Here is a 20,068-nt window from a genome sequence, read left to right on the forward strand (position 1 = left end):
AAGGGGGATTTAAATTATGAAAAAGAGTATCGCATGTGTTTTATTATCTGCCATGGTAGCTTTTGGCAGTTTTGCAGCAGGCTGCGGCGGCAACAGCCAGCAGGCCGAAAAGAAAACTTTTACCATCGCTTATGCGCCGAATGAATCCACAACGGACAGCACCGATGCCAGAAGCACTCTTGCCAAAGACCTTGGCAAAGTAATTAACATGGAAGTTAAGGAAATTCAGGCAAGTGATTATACAGCCATTATTGAAGCGCTGCGCACCGGCAAGGCCGATATGGCATATATGGGCGCTTTGGCAGTTGCCATGGGCTCTGAACGCGCAGGCGTAACACCTATTGTTATGAAAGCCCCTAACGGCGATAAAGCGCAGGCTGTTTACCATTCCGTATTTGTTACCCAAAAGGATAACAACGAAATCAACAGCATTAAAGATTTTAAGGGCAAAACTATTGCCTTTGTTGACCCGGATTCCACTTCCGGCAATCTGGTGCCGACTTCCGAAATTATGAAAGCATTTCCGGATTTACATTTAACCAATGAAAAAATCCATACCAACGGCGAATTTTTTGAAGCCGTAAGTTTCTCCGGCAAGCATCAGGCAGGCCTGCAGGCCGTAATTAAAGGCGATGTGGACATTGTGCCTATTTCCGACCAGATTATGGCAAGCGAATTTAAAAACGGCAACGCCGATGAAAACGCCGTTAAAGTTGTTCATTCTTCGGCAGCCATTCCGGCAGAAGCTATGGTTGTAAGCAAAACTGTTAATGAAGATTTGAAGAAAACCTTAACCAAATTCCTGGTTGAATACAACAATAAAGATTATTTTGACAAGGTAATCAAAAAAGCCGATGCCCGTTTTGTGGAATGCAGCATGGAAGATTACCAGCCGATTGTAGAACTTAACAAAAATATTAATACTCATTAATAGGTTTTAGCCTGATGGCGGGAGAATGTTTTATGGAACCTGTTTTGAAATTTGTAAATGTAAATAAATACTATAATAATAACGTGCATGCGCTGCATAATATTTCTTTGGAAATTGCCGCAGGGGAGTTTGTATCGGTAATTGGCCCCAGCGGCAGCGGCAAAAGCACATTGCTGCGTACGGTAAACAGGCTGATTGATGTTTCGGACGGAGAAATTTTTCTGGACGGTGAAGATATTACCGGTATCGGCGGCAAAAAGCTGCGCGCGGTACGCCGCAAGGTTGGCATGATTTTCCAGAACTATAACCTTGTATACCGTCTTTCCGTATTGCAAAACGTGCTGCATGGTTATTTAGGTTATCTTGACGGCATTAAAGGCATTTTGGGAATTTACCCCGAAGAAGAAAAGCTGCGTGCCATCGGCCTGCTTGAAGAAATGGGGCTGGGCGCATTCTGCTATAACCGTGCGGCCGATTTATCCGGCGGGCAGAAACAGCGCGTAGGTATTGCCCGGGCAATTATGCAGCGCCCCAAAATTATGCTGGCCGATGAACCGATTGCCTCGCTTGACCCTTCCAGCGCCAAAAACATCATGGATATTCTGGCAGGGCTTGTTAAAGAGCGGCAGATAACCTGTATTGTAAATTTACATCAGCTTGAGGTTGCCAAAAAATATTCTACCCGCATTATCGGTTTATCCAAAGGCACGATTGTGTTTGACGGAAAACCGGAAGAATTAACGGACGAGGTTGTGGAAAAAATATACGGCACAAGCAGTGCCAATTTAATAGGAGGGGCAGAAAGTGAAGAACAGCATATCAGTTATGCCGCCTGCTGAAAAAAGAATATACAACATCTTTTTTGTGGTTATTGTGCTGTTGTACGCTGTATGCAGCTTCTTTACGGAGTTTTCGCCTCTGGCGGTATTTGCCAATCTCGACCAGTTCTGGATTTTCCTTTCAGAAGATTTCTTTCCGCCGCAGTTTCCGACGGATATAAGAATGTACAATATTCTGGACAGCGTGGGCGTAACCATTGCCATGGCAATTTCTTCAACCACTATTGCCGGAATACTGGCGTTTTTTACGGCGCTTTTTGCGAGCGAACTGGTATCGCCGTTTCCCAAATGCGCCAAATTTGTGCGCGGCTTTGCTACCTTTTTGCGCAATATACCGGCGCTTGTCTGGGCATTTATACTGTTTTCCTCACTCGGCATAGGCACGGGCGTTGGTTTTGCGGCGCTTTTAATAACCAGCTTTGCCTTTATGGTAAGGGCGTTTACAGAAACAATGGAAGATATTTCGGTAGACTGCCTTGAAAGTCTGGAAGCGGTCGGCGCAGGTTTCTGGCAGCGCGTGGCGCACGGCATCGTGCCTTCGTGCATCAGCGGTTTTCTGGCGTGGTTTTTGTACTGCATCGAGGTTAACGTCAGGGCGTCAACCATTGTAGGCATGGTTGGCGGCGGCGGTGTCGGCATGGTGCTGTTTTCGTACATCAAATCGTTTAATTACCACATGGCCTTTACCGTTATTTTAATTATAGCGGCGGTTGTAATTTTGGTTGACAGAATTACCGGCAAAATAAGAAAGGAACTGGAACAATGAAAGAGCCATCAGCGCAAAGCACGGTTGCTGTCCGTTATGGGTTTAACCATAAAATTAAAACAGAATGTGCTTACCAAAATAAAGCCATACCCGTATTTTTAGGAAGTACAGCCGCATTGTGCGTGCTCAGCCTTTTATATCTTGACGTTGACTGGATAAAGCTTGCCGGCCGTGTGCCGGATATGGGCAGTATATTTTACCGCCTGGCACAGTTCGATTTTAAATATATGGATTTAATTGCCGCGGCGATGTGGGAAACGCTTTCCATTACGGTGCTTTCCACATTGTACAGTGTTATTTTAGGTTTGTTTTTTGGCATGTTTGCGGCAGAAAATATTTTCCGTATGCGCTGGCTGTCGGTACTGGTGCAGTCATGGTTTACCTTTTTGCGTGCCGTGCCGACGCCGGTATGGGTGCTTTTAATGATGGTGTGCCTCGGTATGGGGCCTGCCGCCGGTATTGCCGGTTTGTGCGTGCATACAACGGCGTTTTTTACCCGTGCTTTCGCACAGAGCTTTGAAAGCATCCCGCAGGAAACTATCGAAGCGCTGGAGGCAACCGGCGTTGGCAGAATAGGCGTATTCTTTAACGCCGTGCTGCCTGCGGCACTTTCGCAGCTGGTAGCGTGGATTGCCATGCGCTTTGAAATAAACTTTTCGGAATGTGCCATTTTGGGCATGATTGGCGCGGGCGGCATTGGTTTTATCATTGCGCGCAGCATACAGGGCTATGAATACGGCACGGCAGGCGTGGCAATTGTGCTGGTGTTTGCCTTTGCCTATTCCATTGAAAGACTGTTCATTTTCATTAAAAATAAAATCCGTTGAATTGCTTTAATTTTAAACCCGCAGGCAGAGCCCTGCGGGTAATTTTTTTGTCTACTCTAAAATTTTACGGCGTGCGGATATGGTATAATAAATAAAAAAAGTTTAGAGGTTATTATGAACGAAATTCAGTTTTTGCTGTATAACACACCGGATGAAAATATAAAAGTAAACGTAATTGTTAAGGATGAAACTCTATGGCTGACGCAAAAAGCAATGGCGGAGCTGTTTGACGTAAATTCTCAAGCTATAACTAAACATTTAAAAAATATTTTTGATGAAGGAGAACTTTCTAAAAAGGCAACTTGTTCCAAAATGGAACAAGTTCAAAAAGAAGGAGAAAGATTAGTAAAACGCAATGTGGAGTTTTACAATCTTGATGCCATTATTTCCGTTGGTTACCGTGTAAATTCGCAAAAGGCAACTAAATTTCGTATATGGGCAACCGCTATTTTAAAAGAATATATTCAAAAGGGTTTTGTGCTTGATGACGAGCGTTTAAAACAGGGTAATACGGTTTTCGGCAAAGATTACTTCCGCGAATTGCTGGAACGCATCCGTTCTATTCGTGCCAGCGAAAGAAGGATTTGGCAGCAGATTACGGATATTTTTGCCGAGTGCAGTATTGATTACGACCCCAAGTCTCAGACTACGCGCCAGTTCTACGCTATGGTGCAGAATAAATTTCATTACGCTATTGCCGGGCAGACGGCGGCAGAAATTGTATATAACAACGCCGACCACACCAAAGAAAATATGGGTTTGACGACGTGGAAATATGCTCCGGACGGGCGCATTTTAAAAAGTGATGTTACCGTTGCCAAGAACTATCTGCCGGAAGAACAAATACGCCGTTTGGAACGCGCTATTACAGGTTATTTTGATTACATAGAAGATTTGGTAGAACGTGAAAACACTTTTACCATGGAAGAATTTGCCGCCAGCGTTAACGAGTTTTTAGCATTCCGCAGATATAAGATATTAAAAGATAACGGCAGAATATCACGCCGACAAGCGGAAGAAAAAGCTGCCGCCGAATATAACGAATTTAATAAAACACAAAAGATAGTATCTGATTTTGATAAACTGATAGCGAGTAGTAAAAATAAATTTTAAAATGTTAATCAATCATTAATTTTGCTTTTTGCCGCCAGTTATTGTACAATATTAAGATAGTGAAATGTAAAACCTAAGGAGCGATAAATGTGAGTACAAATTTAGAAGTAGGTATTGTAGGCCTGCCTAACGTAGGCAAAAGCACGCTGTTTAATGCTATTACCAAAGCAGGGGCAGAAGCTGCCAACTATCCTTTCTGCACCATAGAGCCGAATGTGGGCGTTGTAGATGTGCCTGATGCGCGCCTTAAAGTGCTGGGCGAAATGTTCAAATCCAAAAAAATCGTGCCTGCCGCCATGCGCTTTGTCGATATCGCAGGGCTTGTAAAAGGCGCGTCCAAAGGCGAAGGCCTCGGCAATAAATTCCTTGCGCATATCCGCGAGGTTGACGCCGTTGCGCAGGTTGTGCGCTGCTTTGAAGACGGCAATATTACGCACGTGGAAGGCAGCATTAACCCGCTGCGCGATATTGAAATCATCAATACCGAATTGTGCCTTGCCGATATGGAAACCGTGGAAAAACGCCAGGAACGCCTTGTTAAGTTGTTAAAAACCGGCGATAAAAAAGTGCCGGTGGAAAAAGCCGTTCTCGATAAGGTTATGGAGGGCCTTGGCGAAGCCGTTCCGGCACGCCGCCTTGGGCTGACCGATGAAGAAAAGGAATTTTTGACAGAGCTGCACCTTTTAACTATGAAACCGGTGCTGTATGTTGCCAATGTTGCCGAAGATGAAGTTGCAGCGCCGGAAAACAACCCGCATGTACAGGCTGTTATGAAATATGCCGAAGAAGAAGGCGCCGAAACGATTGTTGTTTCCGCCAAGATGGAATCGGAAATTGCCGAACTGCCGGAGGACGAAGCCAAAGAATTTCTGGAAATGGCAGGGCTTGAAGAAGCAGGCCTTGACCGCCTGATTAAAGCCGGTTTTAAACTGTTGGGCTTGATGACCTATTTAACCGCCGGTGAAACCGAAAGCCGTGCCTGGACCATTAAACGCGGCACCAAAGCACCTCAGGCAGCCGGTAAAATTCACAGCGATTTTGAACGCGGCTTTATCCGTGCAGAGATTGTATCTTATGATGACCTTGTAGCGTGCGGCAGCAAAGCGGCAGCGCGTGATAAAGGCCTTGTACGCCTTGAAGGCAAGGATTATGTAATGCAGGACGGCGACGTTGTGGAATTCCGTTTCAACGTATAATTAAAAATTTGCTGTTTACAGCATAAAGCAGACAGTGTTTAAAGCACTGCCTGCTTTTTTTTGCGGCTTTTTACGGCAATATTTTTGTTTCCGGTTAACATCATTAAGAAATTGTTTTGCTTGAGTTAGTAATGTAAAACTTGGGCAAAGTAGGGTTAAAAGGCGGTAAATACGCTTGCGGGGCGCAAAATGGCTGGTTAAAATAGGAAAAAAGACGCAAATATGAGCAGTTTTAATGAGTTATGGAGGAATAAAAATGCTGCAATTAAAAAATATCCGCAAATCGTATGACGGCAAAGTCATTCTCGACAGTATTTCGCTGGATATTAATGACGGCGAGATAGTTTCTATTCTGGGGCCTTCCGGCAGCGGCAAAACAACGCTTTTGAACGCAATTTTGGGGCTTACTGAAATTGACGGCGGGCAGATTATTTTTGACGGCAAAGACTTAACCAACGTGCCGATGAAAGACCGCGGCTTTAACATTGTATTTCAGGATTATGCATTGTTTCCGAATCTGAACGCCTACGAAAATATCGTTTACGGCCTGCGCAACAAACCGGGCATTTCCAGTGCTGAAGAAGTACAGGAACTTATCAGCCTGCTGGGCTTAAAAGAGCATTTAAACAAACGCATTGACCAGCTGAGCGGCGGGCAGAAGCAAAGGGTTGCCCTGGCGCGCACGCTGGTTATGAAACCGAAAATCCTGCTTTTGGACGAGCCTTTAAGCGCGCTGGACGGCGTTATTAAAGAATCCATCAAAGAGCGTATTCAGCTTATAGCCAAGCAGTATCATTTAACCACCATCATTGTTACGCACGACCCGGAAGAAGCGCTGACGCTTTCCGACAAGGTGCTGATTATCAACGAAGGGCAGATTTCCCAGTTCGACCAGCCGCATGTAATTGTTACCCAGCCGCGCACTCAGTTTGTGGAAAAATTTATTTTGTCGCAGCTGCGCATTAAGCGCGATAATATTTTCCGCCTGTTTGGCGAACCTTGTGCTTTTGCCGGAGTTGCAAGATGAACAGAAAAAGTTTTGAATTAAAATTTTGTTTTTTGTTTGTAAGCATTGCGTTTGCTTTCTTTTTGGGGCTGCCGCTGGCAAACCTGGCATACAAATCCTTACAGACAGGCAGCGGCACAGGCCTTGGCAATTATGCCGCCATTTTAACTGACGATGCCTTTTTAACGGCGTTCCGCAACAGCTTTGCAATATCGGCCCTGGAAGCTGCCATTACCACGGCTGCGGCGTTTATACTGGCTTACGGGCTGCATTTAACGCGCATACCGGGCAAAATAAAAGAAGGCTTGCAGCTTGTGGTTATGATGCCGATGTTCCTGCCTTCCATTACCTACGGCTTTGCCGTTATTTACTCTTTCGGCAAGCAGGGGCTGATAACAAAACTTGTCGGTGAGCAGCTGTTTCCGATTTACGGCTTCTGGGGGCTTTTGATTTCGTTTATTGTTTATACCCTGCCGCCGGCGTTTTTGGTGCTGTATAATGCGTTCTTTTATATCGACAAGAACTTTATTACGGTATCGAAAATTATGGGCGACAGCCCGCTGCGCACTTTGTGGATGACGAGTGTGCGCCCGCTTTTGGGCAGCCTGATGGCGGCGTTCATTTTATCGTTTTTCCTCAGCTTTACGGATTTCGGCATTCCGGTATCCATCGGCGGCGAATACAATATGATTGCCGTTGAGCTGTATATGAAAATGATGGGCGCCCTGCCTGATTTTGAACGCGGCAGTGTTATAGCAATGGCAATGCTGGTGCCTTCTGTTATCAGCGTTATGCTGCTCCGCTATATGGAAAAATTCAATTTCCGCTATAACAAAATCAGCCGTTATGAGGTGCAGCGCTCCTTTATGCGCGACGGTGCTTTCGGCTTGTTTTTTGCAGCGGTTGCACTGCTGTTTGTTTCGGTTTTTGCCATTATGTTCATTGTGCCGTTTGTAAAAAGCTGGCCGTACCAGCCGGTGTTTACGCTTGACACCTTAAAACGCGTGCTCAGCGATAATTCGCTGGTGGATGTTTACGTAAACTCCTTAATGGTGGCTGGCATTACGGCGGTGGCAGGCACGGTGCTGTGCTACGCGGCAGCCATGGTTAATGCGCGCAGCGACCTTAACAAATACTGCAAAATTATTATGGACGTTATTGCCATGGTAACCAATACGGTGCCGGGCATGGTGCTTGGCGTTGCATTCATCTTTATCTTTTCGGGTACGCCGCTGCAAAGCACGTTTGCAATTTTAATAATTGCCAACATCCTGCACTTTTTCACCACGCCGTATTTAATGATTAAATCTTCGCTTTCCAAAATGAATGAATCGTGGGAAACCACGGGCCTTTTAATGGGCGATACCTGGCTTAAAACGGTAATTAAAGTAGTAATACCCAATTCAAGGGCAACCATTTGCCAGATGCTGAGCTACTTTTTCGTTAACGCCATGGTAACAATCAGCGCCATTGTTTTTCTGGCAGGTGCGCGGACAATGGTTATTACCACCAAAATTAAGGAGCTGCAATATTTTGAAAAATTTGACGCAGTGTTTGTATTGTCACTCCTGATTTTCTTTACCAACGTGGTGGCTAAAACCTTCTTCGACAAACTTGCTGAACAGGAGGAAATTCCTCTTTATAAAAAAATTAAAAATTTATTCAAAGCAAAGGAGAATCCCAATGAAAAATTTTGCTAAGTTGTTAACCACAGCACTGATGATTGGCTGCCTGGCAGCAGGTATCACCGGATGCGGCGGAAGTGAAGGCGGCAAGGACGCAGCCGCAGTAAAACAAACCGTAATTTACACCAATTCCGATGAAGAAGCGCAGACCGCAATGAAAAACGCACTTGATAAAAACGGTTTTGAAGGAAAATATATCATGCAGTCTTTCGGCACTTCCGAACTTGGCGGTAAACTTGCTGCCGAAGGAAAAAACATTGAAGCCAATGTTGTAACCATGACCAGCTATTATTTAGACAGTGACCAGAAACAGCACTCGATGTTCCTTGAAATTAAAGACGCAGCCAAACCGCTGGCAGAACACCCCAACTTTTATGTGCCTGTGCTTGGCAACTGCGGCGCCCTGTTTGTAAACACCGAAGAACTTAAAAAAGCCAACCTGCCGATGCCGAAAGCCATTAAAGATTTGGCAGACCCGATGTATAAAGGCCATATTTCCGTACCTGATATTACCGGTTCTTCCACCGCATGGCTGATGACCCAGGCTGTGCTTAACGAATACGGTGACGAAGAAGGCGCCAAAATCATGAAACAAATCGAAGCCAACGCTATGCCGCATCTGGAAAAATCCGGCTCCGGCCCGCTGAAAAAAATCCGTGCCGGTGAAGTTGCAGTAGGCTTCGGCCTGCGCCATCAGGCTGTTGCCGATAAAGCCAAAGGCCTGCCGGTTGATTATGTAGACCCTGTTGAAGGAAACTTTATGCTGACTGAATCCGTTGCTGTTATTGATAAAAATGCCGCCGAAAACGAACAGGCTAAAAAAATTGCCGAATGCATTCTTAAAAATGCCCGCCCGGAACTTTTGAAAATTTACCCGGTAGCATTGTTTGAAGGCGAAAAGGTTGACGACGCCAACAAACCGGCTAATCCGAAAGTTTACAAAGAGCCTTTAACCGTAGAACTTTTGCAAAAACATCAGGACCTTATTAAAAAATAAATCAGGTGACATAAATGGATAAAAATACTTATAAACTTTTAACTCCAGGCCCTTTAACGACTACGGAAACCGTTAAGGAAGCTATGCAGATTGACCGCTGCACCTGGGATGAAGATTATAAAAACATGACGCAGGAAATACGCACCGGCCTTTTAAAACTTGCCCATGCAGATAACGGCGATTACACTACCGTGCTGATGCAGGGCAGCGGGACCTTTGGTGTTGAAAGCGTACTTTCAAGTGTAATTTCCAGTACGGATAAAGTGCTGGTTTTGCAAAACGGCGCATACAGCAAACGCATGGTGGAAATGTGTGATTACCACGGCATTAAGTACGTGGTTTACGAAGAAGATTATGCGCACGTGCCCGACCCGGCCATTGTGGAGGATGTTTTAAAATCCGACGGCAGCATTACCCATATTTCCATGGTACACAGCGAAACCACCAGCGGCCTTTTGAACAACATTGCCGCTATCGGCGAACTTGCCAAAAAATATAACAAAAAATTTATTGTAGACGCCATGAGCAGCTTTGGCGGCGTTGATATTAACGTGCCGGAGCTTGGCATTACCTATCTTGTAAGCAGCGCCAACAAATGCATTCAGGGCGTGCCCGGCTTCAGCTTTATTATTGCCAAAACTGGCGATTTAAAACAAACCAAAGGCATTGCCCGCAGCCTTTCGCTTGATTTATATGCCCAGTGGGAAACTATGGAAAAAGACGGCGGCAAATGGCGTTTTACTTCTCCTACCCATGTTGTGGCGGCTTTCAGCCAGGCGCTTAAAGAACTGGCAGCAGAAGGCGGCATTACCGCAAGGAATGCACGCTATACCGCAACCAACAGGGCTTTGCGCAAAGGTATGGAAGAGCTTGGCTTTAAAGCCTATATCGACGAAGCACATCAGGGGCCGATTATTACAACTTTCTTCTACCCCGAAAACTGCAAATTTACCTTTGCAAAAATGTACGCTTATTTAAAAGACCACGGTTATGTAATTTACCCGGGCAAACTTACCGATGCGGAAACCTTCCGCCTTGGCAATATCGGCGAAATTTACATGGACGATGTGGAAAAAATCCTTGGCATTTTTAAGGATTTTGTAAGCGCTGAAAATTAAAAATAAGTGAATTCAAAAAGCCAGAGGCATTTGCTTCTGGCTTTTGTGCTGTATTGGGCAGCTGTGGCAGATTTTAATTTTGCTGTTGGAAAAGATGCTTTTAAAGAGTTGTACGGCATGGATTTTTAATTTTCTGTTGGGTGCTGCAATTAGCTTTCTGTTTTTTTATGGCAGCACATAATAAAAACACCCGCGCTTTACAGCACGGGTGTTAATTTTTGTAAGGCTTTAAGGCTTATTACAGAGCGGCGGGAATTTCACCGTCGTCGGAAAGTTTGCCTTTAAGGTCATGGTCAACCATTGCGCATACGCAAGCGTCAGACCATACGTTTTCAGCGGTTTCGATCATGTCGATAATGGTGTAAATCGGAAGGATAATACCCATTAAGCCAATCGGTGCGCCAATGCCTGCCATCAGAGAGAGGGTCAGGAAGTAGCAGCCCATCGGTACGCCTGCGTTGCCTACTGCAGCAAGAACTGCAATGCATACCCAGGTCAGCATGGTGGTCATGGTCAGTTCAAAACCGGCATTCTGCATAATGAACAGGGAAGTTACCAGAATGAAAGCTGCGCAGCCGTTCATGTTGATGGTGGTGCAGATAGGCAGTACGAAGCGGGAAACCTTCGGGTTGCATTTCAGGTTCTGTTCGGAGCATGCCAGGGTTACAGGCAGGGTGCCGGCAGAGCTCTTGGTAAAGAGTGCAACAGCGATTGCCTGGCCCATCTGGCGCATAACGTAAATCGGGTTAAGGCCGCGGATTACGAGGATAATCGGCAGAACGATGAAGAACTGAATAGCGTTGCCGAGCATTACAACTGCGGTGTATTTGCCCAGTGCGCCAACGATTACGCCTGCTTCAATCTGTGCGGAAAGCTGGCCTGCGAAAGCAACGATACCAATCGGCAGAACGTAAAGGATAGCACGGATAAGGGTGAATGCCAGTTCCTGAACGCCCTGAATGATTTTAAGGAGTGCTTCGCGGTTTTCGGTTTTCGGCATGAAAGCCAGTGCCAGACCAACGGCAGCAGCAATAAGCATAACGGAAAGTACGTTGCCGGAAAGGAACGGAGCCAGTACGTTGTTAGGAATAACGCCGAGAATGTGGTCATAGTAGCTGAGTGCTGCTACGCTCTGGCCTTTAACAACGTCGGAGCCTGCGTTAACAATTTCTGCCGGCAGGTTATCCGGGGCAATGTACAGGTACAGGCCAAGGCCGATAAAGGCGGCTAAAAATGTAGTAAGTAAGGTATACACAACAGCGTGTGCAAAAATAATACCGGTTTCTTTGTTGCCGCCAAGAGCTGCCAGCGTGGTGATAACCGCCAGCGCGATAGTAGGAACTGCAATGAACTGGAACAGGCGGGTAAATACGGTTGCTACGAAATTAAAGAATTCGTTCAGCGCCGGAATGCCCATCCAGCCTAAAACAGCGCCGAGAATCAGTGCCGCAAACCACAAAACAAACTGGCTGTTATTGGATTTAGCCTTGGTTTCACGGATGATGGAATCGGCTGTTTCCTTCACATCAACTTTCTTTTTTTCGTCAGTCATGTGAGATACCTCTTTTCTTTTTTATTTTGCAAAGTAATGATGAAGCCATGCCGTTACTTCGCTTTATAAAATTAATTATACCATATAATGCCATAATAGCAAGGAAAAAGTATACACTAATTCAATAATGCTATGCTTTTTGTAAAAAATATTTAAAAATTCAGATAATGCCCAAAGTAAATTTACAAAAGAACTGCGGGCTGCAGGCGGTAATTTTCTTATTTAATATGTTATAATTAAATTATCTTACAAATGAGGTGAAAGCAATGAGAAAATTTTTGTTAAGCCTTACGGCGGTTTTTACTTTGATGCTTTTTAATGCGGCGTGCGTTATGGCGGCGGAATTCGGGCCGGGGCAGCGCACAATCGAGCTTTTGGGCGGCGCTTTAAACAGCGATAAGCATCCGGTGCATCTTATTGTTGAACAGACCATTGATATGAAAGAAGTGCTTGAGCCCGATGCCTACGCCAAGCTGACGGCGGCGCAGAAAGTGCATTACATCCGCACGGAATATAATGAAATGAACGGCATTAATGCCGAGCGCAGCGTAACAACGGACGGCGAGGGCAAAGTTGTGCGCGATTACTGCAGCTTCGCCAAAGGCGGACGCTGGTATTTTATAGATTACGTTAATAAAACTTATGATGAACTTCCGGCTTTGCCGGGAATGAGCCTGCCGTTTGCGGAAACTCTGGTAAACTGGTTTAACGAACGCCCGCAGAGCGGCAACGACAACCTTACAGGCTATGATTATGACCAGATGACGCAGGGCGAACGCGTAATGTTCTTTTACTTTGCCAAAGGCACTGCCGACTGGAAAGGCTACGAAGTAAATACCCTGCCGCGCTTTACCGTGGTGGAAATGAGCGAAACTGTAGATGCAGAAACCGCCTTTGCACTGCCGCCTGCCGGTTTTACCAAAAAGGCCAACGAGCAAATGCGTAATTACGCCAACAGGCTGATGCAAAACAGGTAACGGAGCGGTGATTATGAAAAAGTTTTTATCTGTGCTGGCAGTTGTGTGCTTAATGCTTTTTGCACTTTCTTCCGCCGCTTTTGCGGATGAAATAGAAGATGTGGAAGCAGGCAACGCATATATTCCGGAAGATACGGTTATAAATTTAATACTGCTTGATAAACTTGACAGCAACGTTAATAAAAAAGGCGATACCGTTAATTTTGAACTGAAGGATGACCTTGCGGTAGAAAATATTGTTATTGTGCCGAAAGGGACAAAATTCAGCGGTGTTATACGCAAAGCGCACGGCAGCCGCATTTTTAACCAGAGTGCGGTTATACGCATTAAGCTTGATGATGTGCTGCTTGCCAACGGTAAACCCGTCAGCTTTAAGCAGGATGTAAAAATTAAAGGCGGCATTAATTACGCCAACATGGCGGTAGGCACGGCAATAGGGTTTGTGGTGCCGTTTTCGGGAATGTTTTTTAAAGGCAGGGAAATTGACTGCCCGCCAGGAACAATAATAGATTACAAACTGAATGACAATGTTGATTTGGGACTTACCAAAATGGATTTGGTGCAGATGAAAAGCCGCGAACGTGCGCAGAATACTGCGGCTTAAAGAAAACAGGCAGAAGCATGCTGATAACCGGTAAAGCTGCTGCCTGTTTTTTTATTGTAAAATTAATTGCTGAATGCCCAAAGTGTCGGGTGTTGAAAAATAAAAAATCCTGCTTAAAAAAGCAGGATTTTTTGGTTTATGGTGCCTCAGCACAGAATCGAACTGTGGACACAAGGATTTTCAGTCCTTTGCTCTACCAACTGAGCTACCGAGGCATAATGGCGACCCGGATGGGACTCGAACCCACGACCTCCGCCGTGACAGGGCGGCATTCTAACCAACTGAACCACCGGGCCGTATTTAATTGAGAAGTGGTGGGCGCTAACGGGATCGAACCGCTGACATTCTGCTTGTAAGGCAGACGCTCTCCCAGCTGAGCTAAGCGCCCATATGGTGACCGGTGGGGGAATCGAACCCCCGATACCGCCGTGAAAGGGCGGTGTCTTAACCGCTTGACCAACCGGCCACATGGTGACCCATGTAGGCCTCGAACCTACGACACCCTGATTAAGAGTCAGGTGCTCTACCAACTGAGCTAATGGGCCAAGCAAGTTTTAGAACTGTGCAAGAGATAGTATACTAACTTTTATGCGCGCCGTCAAGTGTTTTTTGAAAAAAATTTTAAAAATGCAGTTGGTATCGCTGAAAATTTTTGTTTCCGCTCTCTGTAAAATAAAATTATGCACTCTTAATTCATTAATTTGGCGCTGCCTTACAAGAAAAATAGAATTTTAATATTAAGCAGTTTAAGTGCAGTACAAAGGTATCATAACATTAAAATATAAGATTTTTTGCTGATTATACAGGCTTTACTTTAATATTGCCCGTGTTTGTGATAAAATATAAATATTATAGTAAAGAAGTAAATTTGGAGGAATGTACATGTTAGACATGAATTTTGTCAGGGAAAATCCTGATGCGGTAAAAGAAGCACTGGCAAAGCGCCATTCCAAAATAGATTTAGACGCTTTTTTGGAGCTGGACAAACAGCGCCGCGAAGTTATTTTAAGCGTTGAAAAATTAAAAAGCCAGCGCAACAGCGCATCTCAGGAAATCGGCCGCATGAAAAAAGCCGGTGAAAATGCTGACGCGCAAATGGCAGCAGTGCGCGCCCTTGGCGAAGAAATTGCCGCAGGCGATGCAAAATTAAAAGATATCGAAGCACAGTTAAACGCTATTTTATATACCATTCCTAATATGCCTGCTCCGGATGTTCCGGTTGGCGAAGATGATTCCGACAACCCGGAAGTACGCCGCTGGGGCGAGCCGCGCAAATTTGATTTTGAGCCGCAGGCCCATTGGGATATCGGCGAAAAACTGGGCATTCTGGATTTTGACCGTGCCGCTAAAGTTACCGGCGCACGTTTTACCTTCTACAAAGGCCTTGGTTCCCGCCTGGAACGTGCGGTAATTAATTTCTTCCTTGATATTAACACCAAAGAACACGGCTACACCGAAATGTTTACGCCGTTTATGGCTAACAGCAATACTTTGTTCGGCACCGGCCAACTGCCGAAGTTTGCCGAAGATATGTTCAAACTGGAAGGTTTGGACTACTATCTGATTCCGACGGCAGAAGTTACTTTAACCAACTACCACGCCGGTGAAATTTTAAACGGCGAAGACCTGCCGAAATATTATACCGCTTACAGCGCATGCTTCCGCAGTGAAGCCGGCAGCGCCGGACGCGATACCCGCGGCTTAATCCGCCAGCACCAGTTTAATAAGGTAGAAATGGTTAAAATTGTAAAACCTGAAACCAGCTGGGAGGAGCTTGACAAATTAACCCACAATGCCGAGCATTTATTGCAGCTTCTGGGCCTGCCTTACAGGGTAGTCCGCCTCTGCACCGGCGATTTGGGCTTCAGCAGCGCCACTACTTACGACCTTGAAGTATGGCTGCCAGCTGCCAACATGTACCGCGAAATTTCTTCCTGCTCCAACTGCCTCGACTTCCAGGCACGCCGCGCAAATATCCGTTTCCGCCGCGATGCCAAGTCCAAGCCGGAATATGTACATACGCTTAACGGCTCCGGCCTTGCTGTTGGACGTACCGTATGCGCAATTTTGGAAAACTACCAGCAGGCTGACGGCAGCGTGGTAATTCCTGAAGTTCTGCGTCCGTACATGGGCTGTGACGTTATTGCAGTTCCCGAAAAATAAACAACGTATCAGTTAATAATAAAAGCCCTGCCTTGTTGGCAGGGCTTTTTAAGTTTTTATTTATCCAAGCCTTTTTCGTGCAGCCAGTTTTGCATTAAGTCTGCAATCTGTACGTTGTTAAGGTCGCTGAAGGGAAAGTGCGTGTTGCCGGTAACGCCTATTTCCGGCAGGTGGACAACGGTGCAGTCGCCGCCGTGGCGGTTGATGGCTGCCGCAAATTTATGCGCCGTATCCAGGCGGATGCGCCAGGAATCTTTATTCCACTCGTCGGTGTAGTTTTCGGCAATGTTGTCGCCGTAGTAAATGACGATAGGAATTTTGGTCAGATGCATAAATTCGTTAAGCGTTACGGTTTCCGGCTGCAATGGGCCGAAGGGGCTTGATGTAGGAATGGCTTCCGGTTCTTCGCCTTTGGGGAACACAAAGCTGCTGCCCGGCTCGTAACTGATTACGGCGCGGACTTTGGGGTTTTTAATGGCAATGCGCCAGCCCGGTCCGCCGCCCTGAGAATGGGTGATGAGCACGCCGTCGCCGGTTTTATCAAAAACTGCGCTTAAAGCATTAACAACAACGCTCTGATCATACGGTGCGGTGTTGGGTGTCATCTGGCGGTAGTACTGGTCAAGCGCTGCCGGGTCTTTGCTGAACTGTACGCCTTTAAAAAATTCCGGCGCGTCGCCGACGCGGAAATTGCTGAACCAGAACTGGTCATTGGTTGTGGCGTTTACAGTGCCGTCAACGGTTGCCTGCCCTGCGTCACCGCGGCGCGGCTGGTCTACAAGGTAAGTGGCGTAGCCGCGTTCCAAAAAGATGTTCTGAAAACCGTCGCGTCCGTCCGGAGTGGTTTCCCATGTTTTTTTGCTCTGCCCTGCGCCGTGTAAAAATACCAGCGGCAGTTTATGGGCATTTACCGGCTTCTGGTAAAAAACATAGGCGTGGTCGCCGTGCAGGGTTTGTCCCTGCGGGTTGGTGGGGTTGTTGTAATCGAATTTGCCGGGTGCCGTTACTACGCTGCCGCCTGCAAAAAAGCTGCCCTGGTCTGCAAGCATTACGGGCTTTTCAAAGGCGTAGGCACTTGTGCTCAGCATCAGCGCAAGCACGGCTGCTGCAAGTGTTTTGGTTGTTTTGTGCTGCATAGTATTACCTTCTTTTTATTACAAATGTTTGCCGTAAAAGTCCTGCAATTTGGCAACAAACTGGTCAACATATTCGGGCACATAGTAAGTCTGGATATGTGTTGCGCCGTCAACGAGGAACAGTTCTTTATCCCTGGTGCCGGTAGCTTTTTCGTAGGCTTCTTTGCTCATGTACAGGGAATCGGCTTTGCTGCCTGCCATTAACAGCAGCGGCTGGTCGATAAGTTCAAGCTGGTCGGTAGCGCCCCAGGCCATCAGCTCCATCAGGCTGCTGGTGGTATAGGCAAAGGTGGAGTTGGGATGACGGTGCGTGCGGCCGTAGTACATCATGCCTTCGCGGTACAGGTCGGTAGGTATTTTGGCAATATCTTCATCGCTGAGTGCGTCAAAATCAACGTTGCCGCTGATGGGGTATTCACCTTTGGTAATTTCAACGGCACGGGCATCGCTTGCTTCGTGCAGGCGCTGCTGTATGGTGTCAAGGCCGCTGTTAATATAGCCGTTGCGCCTTACTTCGCCGCTGTTGAACATACTTAAAGTTGCAACTGCTTTAAAGCGTTTGTCGCTTTTGGCAGCGTTAAGCGTATAACCGCCGCCGCCGCAGATGCCGAGCACGCCCATGCGGTCAGGGTCAACGCCGGGGTAAGTCATAATATAATCGGCCATGCCGTGAATGTCTTCTGTGCGGTAGAAGGGCTTGTCGGTGTGGCGCGGTTCGCCTGCGCTTGCGCCCTGATAAGCAGCGTCAGCCGTGATGGTGATGTAGCCGAGTGCGGCAAGGCGCTGGGCGTACAGCCCTGCAACCTGTTCTTTAACGCCGCCGTTGGGGTGGGCAACAACAATAGCGGGGTATTTTTTTGCCGGGTCATAGCCTGCCGGGGTGTAAACATTGGCGGCAATTTTCAGCCCGTTCAGCTTGTAGCTTACTGGGTGGATATTTACCTGCCCTTTTACGTTTTGAGTAATGGCATTGCGGTAAACAAGCCCCCAGGGGTTAGTGTTTGCAGGTTCGGCTGCAAAAGCTGCGCCTGCGCTTAATGCCATTATAAGGCCTGCGGTAAGTAAAGTTCTGCGTAATTTCATGGTAGCTGTTCCTTTCTTTATATCTGTTTATGTCCGTCCGTTATTTCAAAACATTATTTAAAACTGCCTGTGCGTTGCTGCCGGTGTCGGTGCTTACGGTTTCGTTCAGTACATTAACAGCTTCCTGTAATTGTGCCGGTGTAAGCCTGGTGTTCATGGCCGCGCGGAAGTGCGAAGTAAGCTGCGGGTTTACGTTGCCGATGCCTGCCAGCGCGCCTACGGTTGCCAGTTCGCGCTGCTGCCAGGTAAGTACGTCGCGTGCAAAAATGTCATAAAACAAATGCTCGCGCAGGAATGTGTTGATGATTGGCGCAAATTCGTTGGTTACAACGCGGCCGCTGATGGCGGTCTGGATTTCGGTGCCTTTGGCAAGGCGGGCAGCGCACAATGTCGCCCGGTTTAAGCATTACAGGCTTTTTGCCCCATTCCTGCGTCCAGCCGGTGCCTTCGGTAACAATTAAGGTCTGGCCCATTTCGTGGATATGCCAGTAAGTGCGTGCGCCGGGGCTGAAGGTAACAGTGGCGGCATAACTTTTGGAAGGTGCCTGCGGCCCGTAAAGGGCAGCCGTTACAACTTCGCCGGTAAAATGTTCGCTTCCGGCAGATTTTACTTCCAGTTTCTGCGGACTCTTTACGGTTTGGTGCAGCAGCGCGCTTTCTGCCGCAAAGGCGGGAACTGCCATAGCCGTAATTGCGGCGGCAAGCGCCAGTGTTTTAAAAATCCTGTTCATAAAAGCTCCTTTCTTTCTGCGCAATGCAGCAAATTATTTATATGATTTCTGGTAGATGCCGATAACGTCTTCTTTGGTAAGCGCAACGCGGTCGCAGGCGAACAGGCCGCCCATCGGGCCCATGGCGTTGTCTGCCATTTTGGGGAATTCCTCCGGCGTAATGCCGTAATCGCTCATTTTAAGGTCTGCCACGCCGCAGTCTTCCAAAAGTTTTTGCAGTACTGTTAAAAAGTCTTCCGGTTTATCGGCGTTTTCCATGCCCATGGCTTTTGCCATGCGGATAAAGCGTTCATCACAGGCATGGTGGGAAATTACGTTGCCGAAATATGCGCGGCTTAACATAATCAGCCCTGCGCCGTGCGGAAGGTTGGGGTGGTAAGCGCTGAGCGCGTGTTCCAGCGAATGCTGGCTGCTGGTGGTGCCTACGCACATTACCGTGCCGGAAAGAATATTGCCGAAAGCAACGTGCGTTCTTGCTTCAATGTCATTGCCGTCTTTAACGGCGCGTGCCAGATAGCGGCCGACGTTTTCAATGGCGGTGATGGCGTACATATCGCTCATAAGGTTGGCGAATTTGGAGATATAACCTTCAAGGCTGTGGCTAAGCGCGTCAAAGCCCTGATAAGCAGTGTAATGTGCCGGTACGCTTTTCATCAGTTCCGGGTCTTCAATGCACAGTACGGGGAACAGGTCCGGTGTTTTCAGGCCGACTTTTTCGTTCGTTTCTGGGTTGGTAATGACGCAGCCGGCGTCAGCTTCGCTGCCGGTGCCTGCCGTGGTGCTGATGGCAACGATTGGCAGCGGTTTATTTTTTATGGGCTGCCCTTTGCCGGTGCCGCTTGCAATGTAATCCCATAAATCGCCGGGATTGGCTGCCATAATGGCAATGGCTTTGGCGCTGTCGATAACACTGCCGCCGCCCAGTGCAACAATAAAATCCGCGCCCTGCGCTTTAACAAAGGCCGCGCCTTCTATAACGGTTTCCTTCAGCGGGTTGGGCTGAATTTTATCAAAAACGCTTGTGGTTACGCCTGCCTGCGCCAGTTGGTCTTCGGTGCGGCTTAAATAACCGTTGGCACGGGTTGATTTGCCGTTGGAAATAATAATAACGGCTTTTTTGCCGGGCAGCTGCTGTTTGCCAAGCTCATTTAAAGTGCCTGCGCCAAATAAGATTTTTGTCGGAACATACATGTTAAAATCCATTTTTTATGCCTCCCAAAATAAAATGTTTGCTTATTTGTGGTTATATGCTATAATCAACTTGTAAGTTTAAGTAAATTGTATAAGTTAAAGCGCACTTTAAGTCAATGGCAAAATTGTGAACTTTTTAAGGGAGTGATAAAA

19 protein-coding genes and 5 tRNA genes are annotated in these 20,068 nt (G+C 46.9%); 13 read left to right on the forward strand and 11 right to left on the reverse strand.

All coding sequences use genetic code 11. The features are described from left to right. The first annotated feature begins 16 nt into the window (after positions 1 to 16). The 10 genes from M3079_RS05285 to phnW all read left to right on the forward strand — a co-directional run bounded on the left by M3079_RS05285 (position 17) and on the right by phnW (position 10,478). Positions 17 to 931, forward strand: coding sequence for a phosphate/phosphite/phosphonate ABC transporter substrate-binding protein (locus tag M3079_RS05285; protein ID WP_249077739.1), 915 nt, complete (start codon positions 17 to 19; stop codon positions 929 to 931). A 32-nt stretch (positions 932 to 963) separates the two neighbouring features. Next, positions 964 to 1,770, forward strand: coding sequence for a phosphonate ABC transporter ATP-binding protein (gene phnC / locus M3079_RS05290; RefSeq protein ID WP_249077740.1), 807 nt, complete (start codon positions 964 to 966; stop codon positions 1,768 to 1,770). Beyond that, on the forward strand, positions 1,736 to 2,536 hold the full coding sequence (locus M3079_RS05295; RefSeq protein ID WP_249077741.1) for an ABC transporter permease subunit: 801 nt from the start codon (positions 1,736 to 1,738) through the stop codon (positions 2,534 to 2,536). The genes phnC and M3079_RS05295 overlap by 35 nt, the downstream gene beginning before the upstream one ends. Next, the gene (locus M3079_RS05300) at positions 2,533 to 3,363 is read left to right on the forward strand and encodes an ABC transporter permease subunit (protein WP_249077742.1); all 831 of its coding nucleotides are present in this window, start codon (positions 2,533 to 2,535) and stop codon (positions 3,361 to 3,363) included. Before M3079_RS05295 ends, M3079_RS05300 begins: the two co-directional genes overlap by 4 nt. A gap of 114 nt (positions 3,364 to 3,477) precedes the next feature. Continuing rightward, a complete protein-coding gene (locus M3079_RS05305; protein WP_249077743.1) occupies positions 3,478 to 4,476 on the forward strand; it encodes a virulence RhuM family protein in 999 nt (332 codons plus the stop codon). Positions 4,477 to 4,565: 89 nt separating this feature from the next. Further along, a complete protein-coding gene (gene ychF, locus M3079_RS05310; RefSeq protein ID WP_021716046.1) occupies positions 4,566 to 5,672 on the forward strand; it encodes a redox-regulated ATPase YchF in 1,107 nt (368 codons plus the stop codon). A gap of 256 nt (positions 5,673 to 5,928) precedes the next feature. Further along, positions 5,929 to 6,699, forward strand: a complete 771-nt coding sequence (locus M3079_RS05315; RefSeq protein WP_249077744.1) for an ABC transporter ATP-binding protein — start codon at positions 5,929 to 5,931, stop codon at positions 6,697 to 6,699. Next, a complete protein-coding gene (locus M3079_RS05320; RefSeq protein WP_249077745.1) occupies positions 6,696 to 8,378 on the forward strand; it encodes an ABC transporter permease subunit in 1,683 nt (560 codons plus the stop codon). Before M3079_RS05315 ends, M3079_RS05320 begins: the two co-directional genes overlap by 4 nt. Further along, positions 8,362 to 9,360 (forward strand): extracellular solute-binding protein, encoded by a 999-nt coding sequence (locus M3079_RS05325; protein WP_249077746.1) that lies wholly within the window; start codon positions 8,362 to 8,364, stop codon positions 9,358 to 9,360. The genes M3079_RS05320 and M3079_RS05325 overlap by 17 nt, the downstream gene beginning before the upstream one ends. Positions 9,361 to 9,374: 14 nt before the next feature. Then, positions 9,375 to 10,478, forward strand: a complete 1,104-nt coding sequence (phnW, locus tag M3079_RS05330; protein ID WP_249077748.1) for a 2-aminoethylphosphonate--pyruvate transaminase — start codon at positions 9,375 to 9,377, stop codon at positions 10,476 to 10,478. Between the two features lie 238 nt (positions 10,479 to 10,716). Here phnW and M3079_RS05335 read toward each other — a convergent pair whose 3' ends face one another. Continuing rightward, positions 10,717 to 12,030, reverse strand: coding sequence for a dicarboxylate/amino acid:cation symporter (locus M3079_RS05335; RefSeq protein WP_249077749.1), 1,314 nt, complete (start codon positions 12,028 to 12,030; stop codon positions 10,717 to 10,719). Between the two features lie 266 nt (positions 12,031 to 12,296). Between M3079_RS05335 and M3079_RS05340 the strand changes: the two genes are divergently transcribed. Then, positions 12,297 to 13,007, forward strand: a complete 711-nt coding sequence (locus M3079_RS05340; RefSeq protein ID WP_249077751.1) for a hypothetical protein — start codon at positions 12,297 to 12,299, stop codon at positions 13,005 to 13,007. A gap of 13 nt (positions 13,008 to 13,020) precedes the next feature. Then, positions 13,021 to 13,611: a hypothetical protein gene (locus M3079_RS05345; RefSeq protein WP_249077754.1), complete on the forward strand. Its 591-nt coding sequence runs from the start codon at positions 13,021 to 13,023 to the stop codon at positions 13,609 to 13,611. Between the two features lie 139 nt (positions 13,612 to 13,750). Here M3079_RS05345 and M3079_RS05350 read toward each other — a convergent pair. From M3079_RS05350 to M3079_RS05370, 5 genes are all read right to left on the reverse strand, one after another. Next, positions 13,751 to 13,826: transfer RNA gene (locus M3079_RS05350), tRNA-Phe, on the reverse strand. 4 nt (positions 13,827 to 13,830) lie between these two features. Beyond that, positions 13,831 to 13,907: transfer RNA gene (locus M3079_RS05355), tRNA-Asp, on the reverse strand. Between the two features lie 16 nt (positions 13,908 to 13,923). After that, positions 13,924 to 13,999 (reverse strand) — tRNA-Val (locus tag M3079_RS05360). A 3-nt stretch (positions 14,000 to 14,002) separates the two neighbouring features. Beyond that, positions 14,003 to 14,077 (reverse strand) — tRNA-Glu (locus tag M3079_RS05365). Positions 14,078 to 14,080: 3 nt separating this feature from the next. After that, positions 14,081 to 14,156 (reverse strand) — tRNA-Lys (locus tag M3079_RS05370). A 337-nt stretch (positions 14,157 to 14,493) separates the two neighbouring features. Here M3079_RS05370 and serS point away from each other — a divergent pair. Continuing rightward, positions 14,494 to 15,774: a serine--tRNA ligase gene (serS, locus tag M3079_RS05375; RefSeq protein ID WP_249077756.1), complete on the forward strand. Its 1,281-nt coding sequence runs from the start codon at positions 14,494 to 14,496 to the stop codon at positions 15,772 to 15,774. 56 nt (positions 15,775 to 15,830) lie between these two features. On the opposite strand, the gene M3079_RS05380 is transcribed toward serS, so the two are convergent. From M3079_RS05380 to M3079_RS05400, 5 genes are read right to left on the reverse strand one after another with little or no spacing between them, the layout of a single operon-like run. Next, positions 15,831 to 16,910: an alpha/beta fold hydrolase gene (locus M3079_RS05380; protein WP_249077757.1), complete on the reverse strand. Its 1,080-nt coding sequence runs from the start codon at positions 16,908 to 16,910 to the stop codon at positions 15,831 to 15,833. A gap of 18 nt (positions 16,911 to 16,928) precedes the next feature. Continuing rightward, entirely contained in the window at positions 16,929 to 17,993 is a 1,065-nt protein-coding gene (locus M3079_RS05385) for an alpha/beta hydrolase (RefSeq protein WP_249077760.1), read from the reverse strand. Between the two features lie 40 nt (positions 17,994 to 18,033). Next, on the reverse strand, positions 18,034 to 18,273 hold the full coding sequence (locus M3079_RS05390) for a carboxymuconolactone decarboxylase family protein (protein WP_249077762.1): 240 nt from the start codon (positions 18,271 to 18,273) through the stop codon (positions 18,034 to 18,036). Continuing rightward, positions 18,263 to 18,724 (reverse strand): cupin domain-containing protein, encoded by a 462-nt coding sequence (locus tag M3079_RS05395; protein WP_249077764.1) that lies wholly within the window; start codon positions 18,722 to 18,724, stop codon positions 18,263 to 18,265. Before M3079_RS05395 ends, M3079_RS05390 begins: the two co-directional genes overlap by 11 nt. A gap of 33 nt (positions 18,725 to 18,757) precedes the next feature. After that, positions 18,758 to 19,927, reverse strand: coding sequence for an iron-containing alcohol dehydrogenase (locus tag M3079_RS05400; RefSeq protein WP_249077766.1), 1,170 nt, complete (start codon positions 19,925 to 19,927; stop codon positions 18,758 to 18,760). Positions 19,928 to 20,068 lie beyond the last annotated feature (141 nt).

It is taken from the genome of Phascolarctobacterium sp. ET69, from assembly GCF_023336935.1.
Lineage (GTDB): Bacteria > Bacillota > Negativicutes > Acidaminococcales > Acidaminococcaceae > Fusicatenibacter_A > Fusicatenibacter_A intestinipullorum.